An 18,622-nucleotide genomic window follows, 5' to 3' on the forward strand; every position below is an offset into this window, starting at 1 on the left:
AAATTATAGTATATGTGCATGGTGGTACGGAGGCTCGCCAGGACCCAAATGCCTCCACCGAAACCCTCCCCGACGGGAGTGGACTGTCTACTCATTATCTTGCCCGGAAACAGACGGCCGGACCGACGTAGAAGTCACCGGCCTGCTGCGCCCAGTGCCCGCCGTGGACCGGGCCATCCGCCGGCGGTACGGATACAATCGATGCTAAACTGCCGCGAGTTTCCGGGAAAACGCCAGTGGGTTTCCGACCCTTGATCCACGCCCCCGCCCGCCACTACCGAAGGCTCCCATGCCCGTCCCGGCTTTGATCGCCCATCGGGGCTACGCGACGCGCTACCCGGAAAATACCCTGCTGGCCCTGGAGGCGGCGCTGGGCGCTGGCGCGCGCTTCGTGGAATTCGACGTGCAACTGTCCCGGGACGGGATCCCCGTGCTGCTGCACGATGGGGACTTGGCGCGGACCACGGGACAAGGCGGGCAGGTCATGAATCTCAGCCGGGCGGAACTCAGCACCCTGGGCGCTGGTGAGCCGTACCGGTTCGGGGCTCGATTCGCGCATGAACCAATCCCGACGCTCGCCGAAGCGATGGAACTGCTCGCGGACTGGCCCGCCGCCACCGCCTTCGTGGAACTGAAGGAAGAAAGCCTCGCGCACTTCGGCACCGTGCGCACCGTGGAAGCCGTGCTGCAGATATTAGAGCCACTGCTGAAACGCTGTGTACCCATATCATTCGCGGTGCCGGCGGTGCAATGCGCGCGCGACCTGGGGGCGCCGGCGGTGGGTTGGGTCCTGGAAGGCCTGGACGCAGCGCATGCGGCGCGGGCGCGGCGGCTGGCGCCGGACTATCTATTTTGCGACTACCGGGACGCTCTGGCGGCCGACGACCCGTTCTGGCCCGGGCCGTGGCGCTGGGCGGTGTACGAGATCACCGACGCCACCCTGGCGCTGGACCTGGCAGCGCGCGGCGCGCATCTGATCGAGACCATGGACGTGGGCGAATTGCTGGCGCATCCGTCGCTGCGCCTGGATCCATGAGCGCGGACGCTTACGACGTGGTGGTAGTGGGGGGAGGTATCCATGGCGCGGGCATCGCGCAGGCGGTTGCGGCGGCCGGCCACTCGGTCCTGGTGCTGGAACAATCGTCGCTCGCGGCTGGAACCTCGAGCCGTTCCAGCAAGCTGATCCACGGCGGGCTGCGTTACCTGGAAACCGCACAGTTCTCCCTGGTGCGGGAATGTCTGCGGGAACGCGCCGCTCTGCTGCGCCTGGCCCCGGATCTGGTGCACCGCGTAGCGTTCCACCTGCCGGTCTACCGGGAAACCGCGCGCCGTTCCTGGCAGCTGCGCGCGGGGCTCACGGCCTACGCGGTACTCGCCGGGATGGGACACGATGCGCGCTTCCGCGGCCTGCCCCGGCGCCTGTGGGATCAACTGGACGGCCTGGAGACCCGGGGCCTGCGCGCGGTGTTCCGGTACTGGGACGCACAGACCGACGATGCGGCCCTCACCCGGGCGGTCATGTCCTCCGCCCAACGCCTCGGCGCGGAACTCCGCATGCCCGCCCGCTTCACCGGTGCCGAACTGGATCGCGACGGTAGCGACATCGCCTACCACGCCGGCAGCACCGAGCACAGCTGCCGCGCACGGGTCCTGGTCAACGCGGCGGGGCCCTGGGTGGAGCGCGTCCTCGCCGCGGTGCGGCCCGCGATCGCGCCCCTGCCGGTGGCCCTGATCCAGGGTACCCACCTGATCCTGGAGGGGCGCTTGTGTCAAGGTATATACTACCTGGAATCGCCCCGCGACCAGCGTGGGATATTTGCGATGCCCTGGCAGACGCACCTCCTCCTCGGCACTACAGAACATCCCTACCAGGGCGATCCCGGCCAGGTGCATCCCTTGGAGGTAGAACGGAGCTACCTGCTGGAAGCCCTGGCCCACTATTTTCCGGCGTTCCGGCAACCGGACAGGGTGCAGATCCTGGACGGGTTCGCGGGTCTCCGGGTGCTGGCGGAGGACGCGGATCGTCCCTTCCGACGGGCCCGGGACGTCCGGCTCCAGACCGACCGGGCCCGCGATCCGCGGGTGCTTTCAGTCTACGGCGGCAAACTCACCGCCTTCCGCGCCACCGCACAGCGGGTGCTGGCCCGGATCGCACCGGCCTTGCCGGCCCGCCCCCCGCGCGCGAACCTGGACCAGCTGCCCTTGGCCCCGTGAGACCGTGCTGCGACCTAGCGTCCCCGTTGCGGCCCGGGCCCGGTATAATTCCAGAAATATCGCCATTGTGCGGGGCGGGTGCGCGGGTGTAAGAACCGCTCGCCGAGGACGACTACAACGGTTGACGAAGCCGCCCGTCGCAACACCGTCACCGCCTGCCGATGCCACCAACGGAGCCACCGAATGCACGCGACTCTGCCTCTGCTTGAGAATACCGTTTTTCCGCCACTGTCCCGGCGGCGCGTCGAAACCCTGCAGGTCAACCTCGGATATCGCTGCAATCAGTCCTGCGTGCACTGCCACGTCAACGCGGGCCCCAACCGCACCGAGGAGATGGATCGACAAACCGTGGAGCAGGTGCTGTGCTATCTCGACCGCGCGGAACTCCAGACCCTCGACATCACCGGCGGCGCGCCGGAACTCAACCCCCACTTCCGCTACTTGGTGGAGCAGGCACGCGCACGCGGGGTCCGGGTCACGGATCGCTGTAACCTCACCATTTTGGAGGAGCCAGGCCAAGAGCACTTGGCAGAGTTCCTGGCGACGCAAGGCGTGGAAATCATCGCGTCGCTCCCCTGCTATCTCGAGGCCAATGTGGAGCGCCAGCGCGGCAAGGGCGTCTACGCGAAGAGCATGCGCGCCATCCGCCAGCTCAATGACGTCGGCTATGGTCAACCGGATACCGGTTTGACCCTCAACTTGGTATACAACCCCCAGGGGACGGAGCTGCCACCACCCCAATGCGCCTTGGAGCAGGACTACAAGCGATACCTGATGGAGCACCACGGCTTGGTCTTTAACCGTCTCTACACCCTGGCCAACATGCCGATCCACCGCTTCGGCAGCACCCTGGTCTCCAAAGGCCAGTTCGAGGACTACATGGCGCTGCTGCGCAGCGCCTACCAGGACCACAATCTGGACGGGGTGATGTGTCGTTCCCTGCTCAGCGTGGATTGGCAAGGCTACGTATACGATTGTGACTTCAACCAGATGCTGGGTCTGCCGCTGCGGGTGGGCGGCAAGCCGCGGCCGCACCTGCGGGAGTTGATGGGTCGTGACCTGATGGGCAACCCCATCGTGGTACGCGACCATTGCTTCGGCTGCACCGCGGGCCAGGGTTCCAGTTGCGGCGGCGCCCTGTCCTGACCCCCCCAGCGGCGCGCCTGCGCAGGCCCTGCCATTTCATCCAAATCGAAGATCCGGAGGCAAGCGGCAATGGATGTTCAGTCTAGCGTGCGGGAGCGTTATTCCAACGCGGCACGGAAAAAGGAACCGGCCCTGTGCTGTCCGGCCCAAGACTACGATCCCGGTAGGCTGGCCCTGCTCCCGCGGGAGATCATCGAGAAGGACTACGGCTGCGGGGACCCTTCCCGTCACGTGCGCGCGGGCGACGTGGTGCTCGATTTGGGCAGCGGCGCGGGGAAGATCTGCTACCTGGCCGCCCAATTGGTAGGAACGACCGGGCAGGTGATCGGCGTGGATATGAACGACGACATGCTGTCCCTGGCCCGCAAATATCAGCCGGAAATGGCGCACAAGCTGGGCGGGGACCGGGTCCGTTTCGTGAAGGGCAGGATCCAGGACCTGGCCCAGGACCTGGAGGCGCTGGACACGTATCTCGAACACCATCCGGTGCGCAGCGCAGCCGACCATGACCGGCTGTTGGCATGGCAGGAGGAACAGCGCCGCAACGCACCGCTGATCGCGGACCTATCCGTGGACCTGGTGGTGTCGAGCTGCGTGCTCAATCTGGTCCGGGAGCAGGACAAGGAGGCGCTGATCCGCGAGATCCACCGTGTACTGCGCCCCGGCGGGCGCGTGGCGGTCTCCGACATCGTCAGCGATGAACCGGTCCCCGAACACCTCAAGCAAGATCCGGAGTTGTGGAGTGGATGCATCTCCGGCGCGTACTCGGAGCACGGTTTCCTGCAGGCATTCGCCGACGCGGGCTTTCTGGCCGTGCGCTATGAGCAATGGGATGGCGCCCCCTGGCAGGTAGTGGAAGGCATCGAGTTCCGCTCAGTCACCCTGACGGCGGTGAAGGGCGACGGCACAGCGTGCTTGGATCACGGACATGCGGTCCTCTACCGGGGCCCCTATGCCAGCATCACCGACGACGAAGGACACGTGTTTCCACGCGGCGAACGCATGGCAGTCTGCGCGCGCACCTACCGTTTCCTCACGACCGGGCCGCTGCGTGACGACTTCATCGGCATCCCGCCCGTCACGCCCCGCGACCCGCCGGTATCCTGGTGCGCGCCGCCGGGCACGCGGCGCCCCGCGGCCGAGTCCAAGGGCGCCGCCCATTCGGCTGGCGGTGAAACTGCGGGCCGCTGCTGCTAAACCGTGGAGCGCATCTCCATCATCGTACCGGCGCGCGATGAATCGGCGATCATCGCCGAATCCCTGGCCGGCCTGGCGCAGTGGCGCCAGGCCGGCCATGAAGTGATCGTGGTCGACGGGGACAGCCACGACGACACCGCGGTCCGGGCGCGTCCACTCGCAGATCATGTGTTGCGGAGCCCCGCCGGGCGCGCGCTCCAGATGAACGCAGGGGCACGCGTCGCCACCGGTTCGGTGCTGCTGTTCCTCCACGCAGACACCCGGCTGCCACCCGACGCGGACCAGATCCTGCTTGCGGGCCTTGTGCGCTCGGCACGGCTCTGGGGGCGGTTTGACGTGCGTCTGTCCGGCACGGCTCCCGTGTTCCGGCTCATCGGGTGCCTGATGAACCTGCGTTCCCGGTGGACCGGCATCGCCACCGGCGATCAGGCCCTGTTCGTGCGCCGCGACACCTTCCTGGAGCTGGGGGGCTACGTCGAGCAACCGCTCATGGAGGACGTGGATCTCAGCCGCCGGCTGAAACGCCGCGGGCCACCGCTGTGCCTGCACGAGCGGGTGGTGACCTCGAGCCGGCGTTGGGAGCAGCAGGGCGTGGTACGCACCGTATTGGGGATGTGGTGGCGGCGCCTGGCCTACGCCCTCGGAACCGACCCCCGCCAATTGGTACGCGGTTATCATCCAAACGGCTGATCGCGGCATGCCGGACGCCCTGCCGGCGCGTGCGCTGAGGCCTTCGGAAGCCGATTGTGCCTGAGCCGCGCTGCCCCATCCTGGTGTTCGCAAAAGCCCCGGTGCCGGGCCTAGCCAAAACCCGCCTGATCCCCGCGCTCGGCGCGACCGGCGCTGCGGACCTGCAACGCCGGCTGACACACGCGGCCGTGCGCCGCGCACTGGACGCCGACATCGGACCGGTCCAACTCTGGTGTAGCCCGGACCTGGAACACCAGTTCTTCGACGAGTGCCGGGAGGCCTATCCCTCCATCAGCCTGCACCCGCAACAGGGCGCGGATCTGGGCACGCGCATGGCCCATGCCCTGCAGACCGCCCTCGCCACCGGCACCAGTGGCGCACTGCTGATCGGGACCGATTGCCCGGCACTGTCCCCGGAAGATCTGCGCCAGGGACGGGACGCCCTGCGCGGCGGCGCCCAAGTGGTGCTCAGTCCGGCGGAAGACGGGGGTTATGTGCTGGTGGGGGTGGCATCCCTGGGACCGGATTCGGTACGCAGGCTATTCGATGACGTACCCTGGGGGACCGACCAAGTCCTTGCAATCACCCGTCAGCGCATCGCGGACAACGGACTGCGCGGTGACGAACTGCCGACCCGGTGGGATATCGACCGCCACCCGGACTTGCAGCGCCTGGCGGCGGATCCGGCGTTACGCGGGCTGCTCCATGGGCTCTGGGAACCCTGCGGATTTCCTGACCAAGGAGACGGTTAGCCGGACCAGCTCGGACTGCTCACCAGCCCCGTGTTGCGCTCTATGCCTGGCGCGCTTATCCATGCACTCGCACTCGCCGCAAGGCCCGGGGCGGTGTATTGCTGCGCCCCCTGCGGCGCATACCTGATGCGAACTGCAGGCTAGGAGCCTGTCGGACTTAGGCGATCGTAGCGAGCAAGGTGGGAGAGTGAGGACAGTTTTTCGATCGTTTGAGGAGAATAGCCATCGCTATTGGACGAAAAGGATCGGAAAAATGGACCGCTCTCCCACCGGCGCAGTAGATCAGTCCTAAGTCCAACAGACGCCTAGGCGGCGGAACGGCCGGACTGCCGATCGGTTACCCGCTGGCGCACATCCGGGCGCTGCAGAAACGCCTCCAGAGAAATGCCATCCAGAAAGCCGTAGATCTCCTGGCTCAAAGTGGCCCACAGCGCCTGGGGAACCGCGCCGGGGTCCTCGGCGGAGCACGCCGGTTCACCGTCGGCAGTGGCGTTCTCGTCCACCGCCGCGATGATCTGCGCAAAGGTAATAGCGTGGAGCGGTTGGGCTAGGCGATAGCCACCTCCCGGTCCGCGGACCCCTTCCACCAGACCTATGCGGCGCAGGCGCGCGAACAGTTGCTCCAGATACGACAGCGAGATGCCCTGAATCCGAGCGATCTCGGCCAGGGTGACCGGTCCGTCCTCCTGGCGCACCGCCAGATCCAGCATGGCGGTCACCGCGTGTCGTCCTTTGGTGGAGAGTCTCATGACAGGGGCCCTTTCGGTATGGCGTGGAGGAAACGCGTCTACTACTGGATTTTCGTCCCGCGGAAGATCCTACACAAGAGCCTAGCATTAGTTGACTAATTCAATCAAGTTTTACCGGGGCACCGAGGCCCCGCACAGGCCCATCACATTTTACGATTCCTTAATAAATTCAATTGATAGTATCCGCCAACCCAGGCAAGGCTCTGGACCACCTTATGCTAGACTGGCCGTCTTTCTCCCCTCACGGGGTCTAGTTCAAAGACAGATCGAAATCCACCAACGCAACAAATTCCGATGATCCGGGCCCCGTTGGGGCGTATCGAATCCCGAAACAAACGGAGCGGAGCATGGCGAACCGAGAAACCTTGGAACCCCGGGCGGCCCAGTGCAGCAGCGCGGAAGACTATGTGGCGTTGGCGCAGGAGGCCCTCGCGGATCCAGCGGACCCGGACTACGCCCGGGAACTCCTCACTCAGGCGGAGATGCAGTGCCAGTTCCCCGCGGACTATGTCCGGGTGGCGGAGGTCCATGCCACCGGCCTCGGGGACCCGGAATATGCCCGCGATCTGTTTCAGCAGGCGGAAGAAGCCTGTTTCGAGGCCAAGGAGTTCGCACTGCTCGGCCACAGCCTGGCGGTCACGCTCGCGGACCACGACAAGGCGCGCGAACTGTTCACCAAGGCCGCGGAGGAGTCCAAGGAACTGGCCGAGTTCCTTACCCTGGCGAGATACGCCAAGCAGGATCTGAACGACGACACGCTGGCGAAGGAGCTGCTCGCAAAGGTCGAGGGCGCCTGCAAGGGGCTGGACGATTTCCACAAGCTGGCCCAGACCGTGATCCGGGAGCAGAACGACCCGGATACCGCGCGCACGCTGTACAAGAAGGCGGCGCGGTTCTGCGGCGACGTGGCTGCGACCGTCACTTACGCGAAGGGTGTACTGGAACTGTTCGAGGACCGGGACTGGGCGCGCCAGATCCTCGACGACGCGGAGACCGACTGCCAGTTCACCAAGGAATTCGTGGAGCTCGCACGCGGGTACAAGGAACTCCTGGACGACGCCCCGAAGGTGACGGGCTTGATGGAACAAGCCGCGGAGTTCGCGATGACAGGCGAGGAAAACGTGGAACTCGCGCGTGGCTACTGGTCGCTGCTGCAGGACAAGGAAGCCGCCTCCGCCGCCTACGAGAAGGCGCTGGGGGAGATCGCCACTGGTTCCGAGCTGCTGGGTTTGGCACGCACCGTGGCCAGCGAACTCGGCGACACGGTCCTGGCAAAGAAGGTCTACGAAAAGGCCGAAGGCAAACTCACCAATACCGCCGACCTGCTGAAACTCGCCGGGTCGGTATGCGACGACCTGCGTGACAAAGACTTGACCGCGCAGATCTACCAGCGGCTGGAGACGCGCCTGTCCTCCACCGCCGATCTGATCTCCCTGGCCGGCGAGGTGATGCGCACCCTGGGGGACCAGTCCCGTGCCGTCACTATCTACCGCAAAGCGCTCGATGAGGCGGGCGACTTCCAGGGCTACATGAAACTACTGGACAGCGTGCAGCAGCAGCTCTCCGACCCGCAACTGGTGCGCGCCATCATGGAACGTGCGGAACAGCGCGCCGGTTCGAGCACCGATCTGCTTGAGCTGGCCGACCGCGGCATGGCATCGCTGAACGACCGGGAGTCCGCTATCCGGCTGGTGGGCGCCGCCGAGGAACGGGTGACCAGCCTGGAGGAGTTGCGCGCCGTGGCCGCGGCGGTGCAGAAATACTTTGCAGACGACGCCGCCTGGAACGCGCGTATCGTCGAAAAGCTCCAGAAGCGCGACGCCAATCAGACGATCTACGAGGAATTCCAAAAACGCGAGGACGGCGCCGACACCCTGAAGAAGTATCTGATCCTGGTGGACGGGGTCATGGCCCGTTTGGAGGACCCCTACTACGCCCGCAAGTTACTCTCATCCGCCGCGGCTCTGCTCCAGGAGCAGAGCTTCGATTTCAACCGCTCCCGTGACCTGATCCTCGCCATCGACCGCCACCTGAGCGACCATGCCTGGATACGGCGGCTGCTGGACCAAGCGGCGGAACAATGCACTACCTTCTCGTGCCTGCACCAGGTGGCACACTGCGCGGCGCGGGATCTGTCTGCCGCCACGAACGGCGGCGAACTCGCGCGCCGCTACTACCAGGACCACGAGACCGCTGTGGACGCGGCAGACACGAAATCCCCCTATGACTACAGCAAGCTGGCGGCCGTGGTCCAGGAGGACTTGACTGACACCCAGTGGGCCGCCCGGTTGCTGGACAAGGCCGAGTCCCGCGCTGCGGACCACTTCGCCTTCGCGCACCTCGGGTTTTTGGCGATGCGCATGGGCGATACTGGGCGTGCGGAACAGTTCTACCAAAAGGCCGCCGACACCTGCGACACCGCCGCTGCCTTCGTGCAACTCGCGATGCGGCTGCTTTCCAATCAAGTTTCGGACGAGATCGTACGCCAGATCTATGAGGCCGGCGGCCATCGGCTCCAGGATCCCGCGCAGCGGCTGCGTTGGGCGGAGGGGATCCTGGACGTGTTCCGCGACACCGTATGGGCGCGCGCGGCCTACGATGCACTGGCGGAGCAGTTCACCAGCGGGCCGGAGCACGCAATTTATCAGGCAAGCCGGAAATTCAAGCTGGAACGAACGCTGTAACAACCATATGCGCCCGGTGGCGGCATGTGCCTGCAGATTCCGGCTCAGGCGCCGTCGAGGAGTTCCAGCTCCGCCGCACCGGGGAGGAGACGGGGAGTGGGGCGAAAATCGTAATCCTGGCGCAGACAGTAGTTCAGCCACTTCTCCAGGAAGAGGTTGACCTCCCAGCGCCGGGCCAGCATCAAGCCAGCGGACCCTGCGACACCACCGGCCCGCACCCCCGTCCGGTGATCGCGACATCCGAGGACCTCCGCCATGCGGGCGTCGTGATAGATTCGAATCCGGGCATCGGGTTCGGCCACGGATTCCCCGTCATGACGGAAGTAGTAGGTCAATGAGAGGGTCGTCGTGTACCGGGCACGATCCAGCACTTCCAAGTACAGATCAAGCGCACCCGCGCTGGACGCCGCCTCGGGCCCGCGGATCGTATGCAGATGAGGAACGAGCTTTTGCAAACGGGCGTAGTTGGTCTCATACAGGGCCATCAGCCCGGCGAAGCTGCGTCTCGGATATCCACCCGCGATGTATTGCCAACGCCGTTCTAACATCGGATCATCATATCATAAGCACTCGATATATTAGCGGCAGTCACGGCTCGCGATTTAGCCACCCGCCGCAAAGATGCTTACGCCGAATTACGAACGACGTTCCACCGGGACTACAACATGAATGCGCGCACGGTACCGACGACACCGTTCAATGATCAGCGGCCCGGAACCTCCGGGTTGCGCAAGAAAGTCGCGGTATTCCAACAGCCGCATTACCTGGAAAACTTTGTGCAGTCCATCTTCGATGTGGTGGACGGAATCAACGGCGCGACCTTGGTGCTGGGTGGGGACGGACGTTATTACAACACGCAGGCCATCCAGACGATTCTGCGCATGGCGGCGGCCAACGGGGTCGGCCGCGTACTGGTGGGACGCAAGGGCATACTGTCCACCCCTGCGGTTTCGTGTGTGATCCGCAAGCACAAGGCAGCGGGAGGAATCCTCCTGACCGCCAGTCACAACCCGGGCGGACCGCAGGGCGATTTCGGCATCAAATACAATACCGCCAACGGCGGTCCCGCACCAGAATCTGTAACCGAGGCGGTCTACCGGCAAACCCGCGCCATCCGCGAATACCGGATCCTGGACGCGCCCCTGGTTCCACTGGACCGACTCGGTAGCGTCTCCGTGGGTGACCTGCGGGTCGAGATTGTCGACCCCGTGGCGGATTACGCGCAGCTCATGGAGCACATCTTCGACTTCGACCGTATCCATGCACTGTTTAACTCCGGCCTGTTCCGCATGTGCTACGACGCCCTGCACGCAGTGACCGGGCCCTACGCGCACGCCCTACTCGAACAACGCCTCGGAGCACAGCCCGGCACCGTGGTGCACGGCAAACCCCTGGAAGACTTCGGCGGTGGGCATCCGGATCCGAACCTGGTCCACGCCCACGAGTTGGTGGATGCGCTCTTCGCGCCGGATGCACCCGATTTCGGCGCGGCGTCCGACGGGGATGGCGACCGCAACATGATCCTCGGGCGGCGCTGCTTCGTGACCCCCAGCGACAGCTTGGCAATACTCGCCGCCAATGCCCATCTGGTACCCGGCTACCGACTCGGCCTAAGCGGCGTGGCCCGCTCCATGCCCACCAGCCAGGCGGTGGACCGGGTAGCCGCAGCCCAGGGCATCGATTGCTACGAGACCCCCACCGGTTGGAAATTCTTCGGTAACCTGCTGGATGCGGGCCGGGTCACCTTGTGCGGCGAAGAGAGCTTCGGGACCGGGTCCGACCACGTGCGGGAGAAGGACGGCCTCTGGTCCGTGCTGTTCTGGCTCAATCTCCTGGCCATCAAACATCAACCCGTGGAAAAGATCCTGCACGATCACTGGCGCAGCTACGGGCGCAACTACTACAGCCGCCACGACTACGAGAACTTGGAGCCGGCGCCCGCCGAAGAACTGATCGCGCAGTTGCGTAGTCGACTGGATACGCTGCCCGGGAAGCGCTACGGAGAGCGCACCGTGAGCTACAGCGATGACTTCGCCTACACCGACCCCGTGGACCACGCCGTGCATCGGCTTCGATGACGGTGCACGGCTGGTGTTTCGCTTGTCAGGTACCGGTACCGAAGGGGCCACGCTGCGCGTATATCTGGAACGCTACGAGGCAGATCCCGCGCACCACAACCGGGACACCCAAAAGACCCTCGCGGAATTGATCGCCGTGGCGGACGAACTCGCCGGGATCCGCGCCCGCACCGGCCGTGCCGCACCGACGGTCATCACCTGAGCGGCCTGCGAACGCTGCGCAACATCCGACGGTCGGTGCGTCGCGTTTCAGTATAGACGCCGCGCCAGCTTACACTGATGCAGAATCGTGGTGGTGATCTCTTCGATAGACAAGTGAGTGGTATTCAGGAACCGGATCCCCTGTTCCCGGAACAGGGCTTCCGCCTTGCGGACCTCGTCGCGGCACTGGACCGCGGACGCGTAGCGGCCCCCGGGGCGGCGCGCCGCGCGGATCGTCTGCAGGCGTTCGGGATCGATGGTAAGCCCATAGAGGCGCGGACGGTGGGATTCGAGCAAAGCGGGCAAGCAGCCCGGCTCCAGGTCTTCATCCGTGAGCGGGTAGTTGGCAGCGCGGATCCCGAACTGCAAGGCCAGATACAGGCAGGTGGGCGTCTTCCCGGAGCGGGAAACCCCGAGCAGGATGATGTCCGCCTTCGCGTAGCGGGAAACTGCAAGCCCGTCGTCGGTCCCCAGAGAAAAATTGACGGTATCCATCCGGACGTCGTAACCCGCCGGGTCAACCAGGCCGTGGGAACGACCCAGCGTCCTGGATGACGCCAGCCCGAGTTCCTGTTCCACGGGACGCACAAAGGCGTCGAAAAAATCGAGGAACACACCATCGCAATGGGCTACGATAGCACGCACATCGGGGTCCACCAGGGTGCTGAAGACCAGCGGACGCACCCCCGTCTGCGCACGCTGCGCGTCGATCCGGGCGCGCGCCTCCCGAGCATGTTCCTGGGTATCGACGAATGGCAGCGTAATGCGCTGAAAATGCAGCGAGTCAAACTGGGTCAGCAGGGTATTGCCCAGGGTCTCCGCAGTGATGCCGGTGCGGTCGGAAACAAAGAATACGGTACGTTCCTGGTCCATGGCGATCACGGGCGGCGGGAATAAAGGGCAAACGTATGGCCCCTCCTGTGTACCAGTTTGGCCCGCTCCACGCAAGCAAGGGAGGCCGAGATGGCCGATTACGTGCGTTGGTTCTCCTCCATCGGGATGGACGACGTGGCTCAGGTGGGCGGGAAGAACGCCTCCCTCGGTGAGATGGTGCAAAACCTGGCCGTGGCCAACGTCAGCGTACCGCCGGGCTTCGCAACCACCGCAGACGCCTACCGGGAGTTTCTTGCCCAGGACGGATTGGGCGTGCGCATCGCAGCGCGCCTCGCCGCGCTGGACGTGACCGACGTGGACACCCTGTCGCGCACCGGTGCCGAGATCCGCGCCTGGATCCTGGACACCGCGCTGCCCTTGGCCCTGGCCCAGGCAATCCGCAGCGCTTACCGGGAACTGGACGGCGGCGCGGCCGCAGTCGCGGTGCGTTCCTCGGCCACCGCCGAAGACCTCCCCGACGCCTCCTTCGCCGGTCAACAGGAGACCCTGCTCAACGTCCTCGGCGAAGAGGCTGTGCTGCGCGGGGTGCGGGAGGTGTTCGCGTCCCTGTACAACGACCGCGCCATCGCCTATCGGGTCCACCACGGCTACGCGCACGCCGAGGTCGCCCTATCGGCCGGCGTGCAACGCATGGTGCGTAGCGATCTGGGCGCCAGTGGCGTGATGTTCACCCTGGACACCGAGTCCGGCTTCCAGGACGTAGTGTTCATCACCGCCGCCTACGGCTTAGGGGAAACCGTCGTGCAAGGGGCAGTGAACCCGGACGAGTTCTACGTCCATAAGCCGACCCTTGCCCAGGGCCGCTCCGGCGTAGTGCGCCGCAGCCTAGGGGAAAAGGCCATCAAGATGGTCTATGAAAAGGATCCCGCCGCGCCGCGGCAAGTCAAGACGATAGCGGTCCCCGAACCCGAACGGCTGCGATTCTGCCTCCAGGACGACGAGGTACGCGAGTTGGCGCGCCAAGCCATGGCGATCGAGGACCACTACCGGCGTCCCATGGATATCGAGTGGGGCAAAGATGGAGTGGACGGCAAACTCTATATCCTCCAGGCGCGACCCGAAACCGTGAAGAGCCGCGCCTCGGCGCTGCGCCTGCGACGTTACGCCCTCAAGGGCCACGCGCCGGTGCTCGCCACCGGGCGCAGCGTCGGGCAAGGAATCGGCGCCGGCGCGGCCCGGGTGATCCAGAGCGCACGCCAGATGAATCAGGTGCAGGCCGGCGACGTGCTGGTCACCGACATGACCGATCCAGACTGGGAGCCGGTGATGAAACGCGCCGCCGCCATCGTGACCAACCGCGGCGGACGCACCTGCCACGCCGCGATCGTGGCCCGGGAGTTGGGCATCCCCGCAGTGGTGGGGGTCGGCAACGCCACCGACGCGATTCCGCCCGGACGCCCGGTCACCGTCTCCTGCGCGGAAGGCGAGACCGGCCACGTCTACGATGGCATCCTCGACTACGAGGTGCGTGACATACAGCTCGACACCATGCCCAAACTGCCCTTCAAGATCATGATGAACGTGGGGAATCCGGACCGTGCCTTCGATTTTCGCGCGATCCCCAACGCCGGTGTGGGCCTGGCGCGGCTGGAATTCATCATCAACCGCACCATCGGCGTACATCCCAAGGCGCTGCTGGAGTACGACACCCTCCCGGCGGAGCTGCGCGAGCGTATCCGGCGCCACTGGGCCGGATACGCGGACCCGGTAAGTTTCTACGTGGAGAAACTGGCGGAAGGCGTGGCCACCCTCGCTGCGGCGTTCGCGCCGAAACCGGTGATCGTGCGTTTGTCGGATTTCAAATCCAACGAATATGCCAACCTGCTCGGGGGCGAGCGTTACGAGCCCCGGGAGGAGAACCCGATGCTCGGTTTCCGCGGGGCGTCGCGCTACGTCTCGGAACGCTTCCAGGACTGCTTCGAACTGGAGTGCCGGGCCCTGCGCAAGGTGCGGGGCGAGTTGGGATTCACCAACGTGGAGGTGATGATTCCGTTCGTGCGCACCGTGGATGAGGCGCGCGCGGTCACGCAACTGCTGGCGCGCAACGGACTGCGGCGCGGTGAAGACGGCCTGCGGGTGATCATGATGTGCGAGATTCCATCCAATGCCCTACTGGCAGAGGCGTTCCTGGAACACTTCGACGGTTTCTCTATCGGCTCCAATGACCTCACTCAGCTCACCCTCGGCCTGGATCGGGATTCCGGCCTGGTGGCAAATCTGTTCGACGAACGGGATCCGGCAGTCAAGGCCCTGTTGGCACGCGCCATCGAGGCGTGCCGCAAGGCGGGCAAGTATGTCGGGATCTGCGGACAGGGCCCGTCGGACCACCCCGACTTGGCGCGCTGGCTGATGGACCAGGGAATCGACAGCGTATCCCTGAACCCCGATTCTGTCGTGGAGACTTGGCTGTATTTGGCGGACACGCCGCCAACCTGAGCCGAGGCCTCGTCAGTTGTGCGCGGAGCGGCGCACCTCGGGTTCGCTCCCCGGGACCAGGTAGTAGTGGGCCACCGGCCGCAGATCCGGATCGAACTCGTAGACCAGGGGAACGCCGGTGGGAATCTCGAAAGCGGCGATCTCATCGTCCGGGATCTGGTTCAGATGTTTCACCAGGGCGCGCAGGGAATTGCCATGGGCCGAGATGAGTACGTTGTGTCCTGCGCGCAGTTGCGGGGCGATGGACCCGTCCCAATAGGGCAGCAGCCGGTCCAGGGTGTCCTTCAGCGATTCAGCGGCCGGCAGCAGGGCCGGGTCCACCTGGGCGTAGCGCCGGTCGAAGCGCGGATGGCGCGGATCGGCGTCACCAAGGGCGGGCGGCTGAGTAGCATAGCCGCGGCGCAACGCGTGGACTTGGTCGGCGCCAAGCTTCTGGGCCATCTCCTGCTTATCCAACCCCTGAAGCGCCCCATAGTGCCGCTCGTTCAGCCGCCAGCTCAGGGACACCGGCACCCACATCCGGTCGGTAGCGTCCTGGACGATCCACAGGGTGCGGATGGCGCGCTTGAGGACCGAGGTATACGCCACGTCGAAATCGTGGCCATAGGCCTTGAGGAGCCGGCCCGCCTCGCGGGCCTCCCGAATACCGCCGTCCGTGAGGTCCACATCGGACCAGCCGGTAAAGCGGCGCTCCAGGTTCCACTGGCTCTGGCCATGGCGTAACAGGATCAGCTTGATGGACAACGTTCCCCCTACCCGGATTGCGTCACGACAAAAATGGTGGATGCACAAAGCGTACCACCGGCCGCGGGGCGTGGCCCCGCAAGGGCGACAGGAGTATATCGGATCCCGCGCCCGACAGCGACGGCCACACTGGTCTCAAACGTTGGACCTCGGAAGGGCGGTTTCCGTTCACGCGCCCGGGCAGCGCAGCCCGGCCGGGATGCGCTGCCCGGCTTACGCACCCCCGCGGGGCATGGCGCCAGGGCTTGGAGTGGCTGGACTCCCCGCTACCCGCCACGCGCCGCTATCCGGGCTCCCGGGCCCCGGAGGATGGCTCGGTGATCCGCACCGCGAGAACGTCGCACGGGGCATGGTGCAACACCCCGTTGGCGGTAGACCCCAGCAACAGGGAAAGACCGTGGCGGCCATGGGTCCCCACCACGATCAAATCCGCGCCGCACTGCTCCGCGAAGTGGACGATCTCCCGCTTGGGCGAGCCCACTTCCACGTGGACCTCGGCCCCCGCCAAGCCTTGTCTCGCCACCCGACCCTCCAGCTCCGCCTGTGCCCGCTCCACGAGCTGGTTCTCGATGTCGACCCCCATGGGCACCACGGGATCGTAGGCCAGATCCAGGGGCGGCACGTACTCCACCACGTGCAACAGCACGAGGCGCGCGCCGTGACGTTCGCTAAGGTCCCGGGCACGTTCCAAGACCGCGTCGGCGCCAGGCGCAAAGTCCAGCGCAATCAGAATATTCCGGTAAGCCTCCATCGCGACCTCCTGGATTGGCGACAGAACGGATAGAGCCCGGGGTCGGTCCCGGAGGACTTAGGATACACGACCCGCGCGCGCCGAACCGCGGGGACACTTTCCAGGACACCGCAAATTACGGCAGACTCGCCCAATGCGTGGCGTATTGCTCGATTTGGACACCATCACCACCGGCGACCTGGATCTGGGGCCCCTGCACGCGGCGCTCCCCGGCCTACGACTCTACGGCATCAGCGCTCCCGAGACGATTCCGGACCGGGTAGTGGACGCTGAGGTGGTGATCACCAACAAGGCCCCCCTGCCCCGCTCGACGCTGGAGGGCGCGCGCGCCCTACGCCTAGTATGCGTGACCGCCACCGGTACCGACCATGTGGACCTGGACGCGGCCCGGTCCCGGGGAATTGTGCTATCCAACGTAGTGGGATACGCCACTGATTCGGTGGCCCAGCACGTGTTCGCACTGATGCTGGCTTTGACCACGCGGTTGTTCGAATACCGTCACACGGTGATCTCCGGCGCCTGGAGCCGCAGCCCGCACTTCACCGCCCTGACGGCGCCCATCCACGAGCTGCGATCACGGGTCCTGGGCATCGTCGGTTATGGGGAACTGGGCCGCGCGGTGGCGCGGCTGGGGGAAGCCTACGGGATGCGGATCCGGGTCGCGGAACGCGCCGGCCAGCCGCCCCGCACCGGCCGCATCCCCCTGGAAGATCTGCTTGCTGAGGCCGACGTACTGTCCCTGCACTGTCCGCTCACGTCGCAGACGCGTGGACTGATCGGCCCCCGGGAACTCGCCCGCATGAAGCCCGGGGCGCTGCTCATCAACACCGCCCGGGGCGGGGTGGTGGACGAGCCGGCCCTGGCGGCGGCGCTGCGCAGCGGGCATCTGGGCGGTGCCGGCATCGACGTACTGAGCCGCGAACCGCCGCCACCCGATCACCCCTTGCTGGCCGCGGACCTCCCGAACCTGATCGTTACACCCCATATCGCCTGGGCCAGCCGTGAGGCCCGCCAACGGCTCGTGACAGAGATCGCCGCAAACCTGCACGCCTTCCAGGCGGGCCACCCGCGCAACCGGGTAGTCTGATCTGAGGACCACACCAGCGATATAAGCCCGTAGTGCTCATAAAGCGTCCGGGACGATGGCGAGATTCGCCGTGGACGGCGCCTCGTGTAGCGCCGTTGTGACGCATGTTTGACCGGCGGAACAGATTCCGCAGCGCGCTCCGCGGTCCCCCACCCGGAGCGCTAGATCGCCCAATAAACCATAGGGCCAGCCCGGTCCCCGCGCCGATCTACGGGTCAACGGCTCTGCTGATCGATCGCCTTGCGCTCGCGCCGATCTGCTGCGTCCAGGGTCTGCTGCACTCCACGGGCCGTGTCCAAGGTCCGGATCTGGTCCTGAAAGATCGTCTGTCTGGCGGCGTCGCGGGGTGGTTCTGACTTAGAACAACCCACCGACAGGACCGCGAACCCCAGCGCAAGGATCACCCAGAGAAGTCGTCGCATCGCCCCGCCCTCCGTTTGCACCCGTCCGACGCGCGCCCCGAACGACGTGTCCGGCGTGCCATCCTTCATCGGCAGGCGGGACGCCACCCTGAGAACCCGGGCGCCGGGGGCCAGCGTCACGCCCGCGGCGGGGCGTCCAGAGGCACGCCTTCTGGATGCCCCAACTCGAATACCGTGATCTCCGGCGGCGCCAGCACCCGCATTGTCGGCCCCCAGCAACCGGTTCCTTTGCTCAGGTAGAGCCAAGAACGGGATGCGAGCTGCGAGAGCCCGTGGGGGGCCGGATACGCCCGCTTCACCACCCAGCCGAACGGGAAGATCTGCCCGTCGTGGGTGTGGCCAGACAGTTGCAGATCGAAGCGCCCGAGACTCCCACTGCGCACCCGGGGACGGTGTTTCAGCAGCACAGTAAAGCGGTCTCCAGACACACCTGCAAGGGCGAGCCTTGTCCAATGACACATGAGCCTGAAGGAGGGGTGCGATTCCAGCGGGAAGTGAGCCTGAAGGGGCCGGGTTGGGCATCATCGGAGGATGATGATCGTGACCCTCAAGACCCAAGGGCTCCAGTCGCTGGAGC

General features: G+C 65.7%; 16 protein-coding genes and 1 pseudogene. 10 read left to right on the forward strand and 7 right to left on the reverse strand.

Going from position 1 to position 18,622, the window contains the following annotated elements; all coding sequences use genetic code 11:
- Window positions 1–289: 289 nt before the first annotated feature.
- From B7Z66_14660 to B7Z66_14685, 6 genes are all read left to right on the forward strand, one after another.
- Window positions 290–1,036, forward strand: coding sequence for a hypothetical protein (locus B7Z66_14660; GenBank protein ID OYV74941.1), 747 nt, complete (start codon window positions 290–292; stop codon window positions 1,034–1,036).
- The gene (locus B7Z66_14665) at window positions 1,033–2,214 is read left to right on the forward strand and encodes an N-acetylglucosamine-1-phosphate uridyltransferase (GenBank protein ID OYV74942.1); all 1,182 of its coding nucleotides are present in this window, start codon (window positions 1,033–1,035) and stop codon (window positions 2,212–2,214) included. The genes B7Z66_14660 and B7Z66_14665 overlap by 4 nt, the downstream gene beginning before the upstream one ends.
- Window positions 2,215–2,397: 183 nt before the next feature.
- Window positions 2,398–3,360 (forward strand): radical SAM protein, encoded by a 963-nt coding sequence (locus B7Z66_14670; GenBank protein ID OYV74943.1) that lies wholly within the window; start codon window positions 2,398–2,400, stop codon window positions 3,358–3,360.
- Between the two features lie 69 nt (window positions 3,361–3,429).
- A complete protein-coding gene (locus tag B7Z66_14675) occupies window positions 3,430–4,557 on the forward strand; it encodes a methyltransferase (GenBank protein ID OYV74944.1) in 1,128 nt (375 codons plus the stop codon).
- A gap of 3 nt (window positions 4,558–4,560) precedes the next feature.
- Entirely contained in the window at window positions 4,561–5,247 is a 687-nt protein-coding gene (locus B7Z66_14680; protein ID OYV74945.1) for a glycosyl transferase, read from the forward strand.
- A 53-nt stretch (window positions 5,248–5,300) separates the two neighbouring features.
- The gene (locus tag B7Z66_14685) at window positions 5,301–5,999 is read left to right on the forward strand and encodes a hypothetical protein (protein OYV74946.1); all 699 of its coding nucleotides are present in this window, start codon (window positions 5,301–5,303) and stop codon (window positions 5,997–5,999) included.
- 305 nt (window positions 6,000–6,304) lie between these two features.
- On the opposite strand, the gene B7Z66_14690 is transcribed toward B7Z66_14685, so the two are convergent.
- Window positions 6,305–6,748: a hypothetical protein gene (locus B7Z66_14690; protein ID OYV74947.1), complete on the reverse strand. Its 444-nt coding sequence runs from the start codon at window positions 6,746–6,748 to the stop codon at window positions 6,305–6,307.
- 347 nt (window positions 6,749–7,095) lie between these two features.
- Here B7Z66_14690 and B7Z66_14695 point away from each other — a divergent pair, with 347 nt between their 5' ends.
- The gene (locus B7Z66_14695) at window positions 7,096–9,432 is read left to right on the forward strand and encodes a hypothetical protein (protein OYV74948.1); all 2,337 of its coding nucleotides are present in this window, start codon (window positions 7,096–7,098) and stop codon (window positions 9,430–9,432) included.
- Window positions 9,433–9,476: 44 nt separating this feature from the next.
- Here the strand turns inward: B7Z66_14695 and B7Z66_14700 are convergent, their stop codons facing one another.
- Window positions 9,477–9,980 carry a hypothetical protein gene (locus B7Z66_14700; GenBank protein ID OYV74949.1) on the reverse strand — a complete coding sequence of 168 codons (504 nt, stop codon included), beginning with the start codon at window positions 9,978–9,980 and terminating at the stop codon, window positions 9,477–9,479.
- Between the two features lie 117 nt (window positions 9,981–10,097).
- Between B7Z66_14700 and B7Z66_14705 the strand changes: the two are divergent.
- Window positions 10,098–11,712: pseudogene (locus tag B7Z66_14705) on the forward strand (alpha-D-glucose phosphate-specific phosphoglucomutase).
- A gap of 47 nt (window positions 11,713–11,759) precedes the next feature.
- Here B7Z66_14705 and B7Z66_14710 read toward each other — a convergent pair.
- A complete protein-coding gene (locus B7Z66_14710; protein OYV74955.1) occupies window positions 11,760–12,584 on the reverse strand; it encodes a phosphoenolpyruvate synthase regulatory protein in 825 nt (274 codons plus the stop codon).
- A 90-nt stretch (window positions 12,585–12,674) separates the two neighbouring features.
- Between B7Z66_14710 and B7Z66_14715 the strand changes: the two genes are divergently transcribed.
- Window positions 12,675–15,041, forward strand: coding sequence for a phosphoenolpyruvate synthase (locus tag B7Z66_14715; GenBank protein OYV74950.1), 2,367 nt, complete (start codon window positions 12,675–12,677; stop codon window positions 15,039–15,041).
- Between the two features lie 12 nt (window positions 15,042–15,053).
- Here the strand turns inward: B7Z66_14715 and gpmA are convergent, their stop codons facing one another.
- Both gpmA and B7Z66_14725 read right to left on the reverse strand, forming a co-directional pair.
- The gene (gene gpmA / locus B7Z66_14720; protein OYV74956.1) at window positions 15,054–15,779 is read right to left on the reverse strand and encodes a phosphoglyceromutase; all 726 of its coding nucleotides are present in this window, start codon (window positions 15,777–15,779) and stop codon (window positions 15,054–15,056) included.
- A 289-nt stretch (window positions 15,780–16,068) separates the two neighbouring features.
- A complete protein-coding gene (locus B7Z66_14725) occupies window positions 16,069–16,536 on the reverse strand; it encodes a hypothetical protein (protein ID OYV74951.1) in 468 nt (155 codons plus the stop codon).
- A 133-nt stretch (window positions 16,537–16,669) separates the two neighbouring features.
- Here B7Z66_14725 and B7Z66_14730 point away from each other — a divergent pair, with 133 nt between their 5' ends.
- Window positions 16,670–17,623, forward strand: a complete 954-nt coding sequence (locus B7Z66_14730) for a glycerate dehydrogenase (GenBank protein ID OYV74952.1) — start codon at window positions 16,670–16,672, stop codon at window positions 17,621–17,623.
- A 215-nt stretch (window positions 17,624–17,838) separates the two neighbouring features.
- Here B7Z66_14730 and B7Z66_14735 read toward each other — a convergent pair whose 3' ends face one another.
- Both B7Z66_14735 and B7Z66_14740 read right to left on the reverse strand, forming a co-directional pair.
- On the reverse strand, window positions 17,839–18,165 hold the full coding sequence (locus tag B7Z66_14735; protein OYV74953.1) for a hypothetical protein: 327 nt from the start codon (window positions 18,163–18,165) through the stop codon (window positions 17,839–17,841).
- A complete protein-coding gene (locus B7Z66_14740; GenBank protein OYV74954.1) occupies window positions 18,162–18,452 on the reverse strand; it encodes a hypothetical protein in 291 nt (96 codons plus the stop codon). Before B7Z66_14740 ends, B7Z66_14735 begins: the two co-directional genes overlap by 4 nt.
- Window positions 18,453–18,622: the final 170 nt, after the last annotated feature.

The organism is Chromatiales bacterium 21-64-14, from assembly GCA_002255365.1.
Taxonomy (GTDB): Bacteria; Pseudomonadota; Gammaproteobacteria; order 21-64-14; family 21-64-14; genus 21-64-14.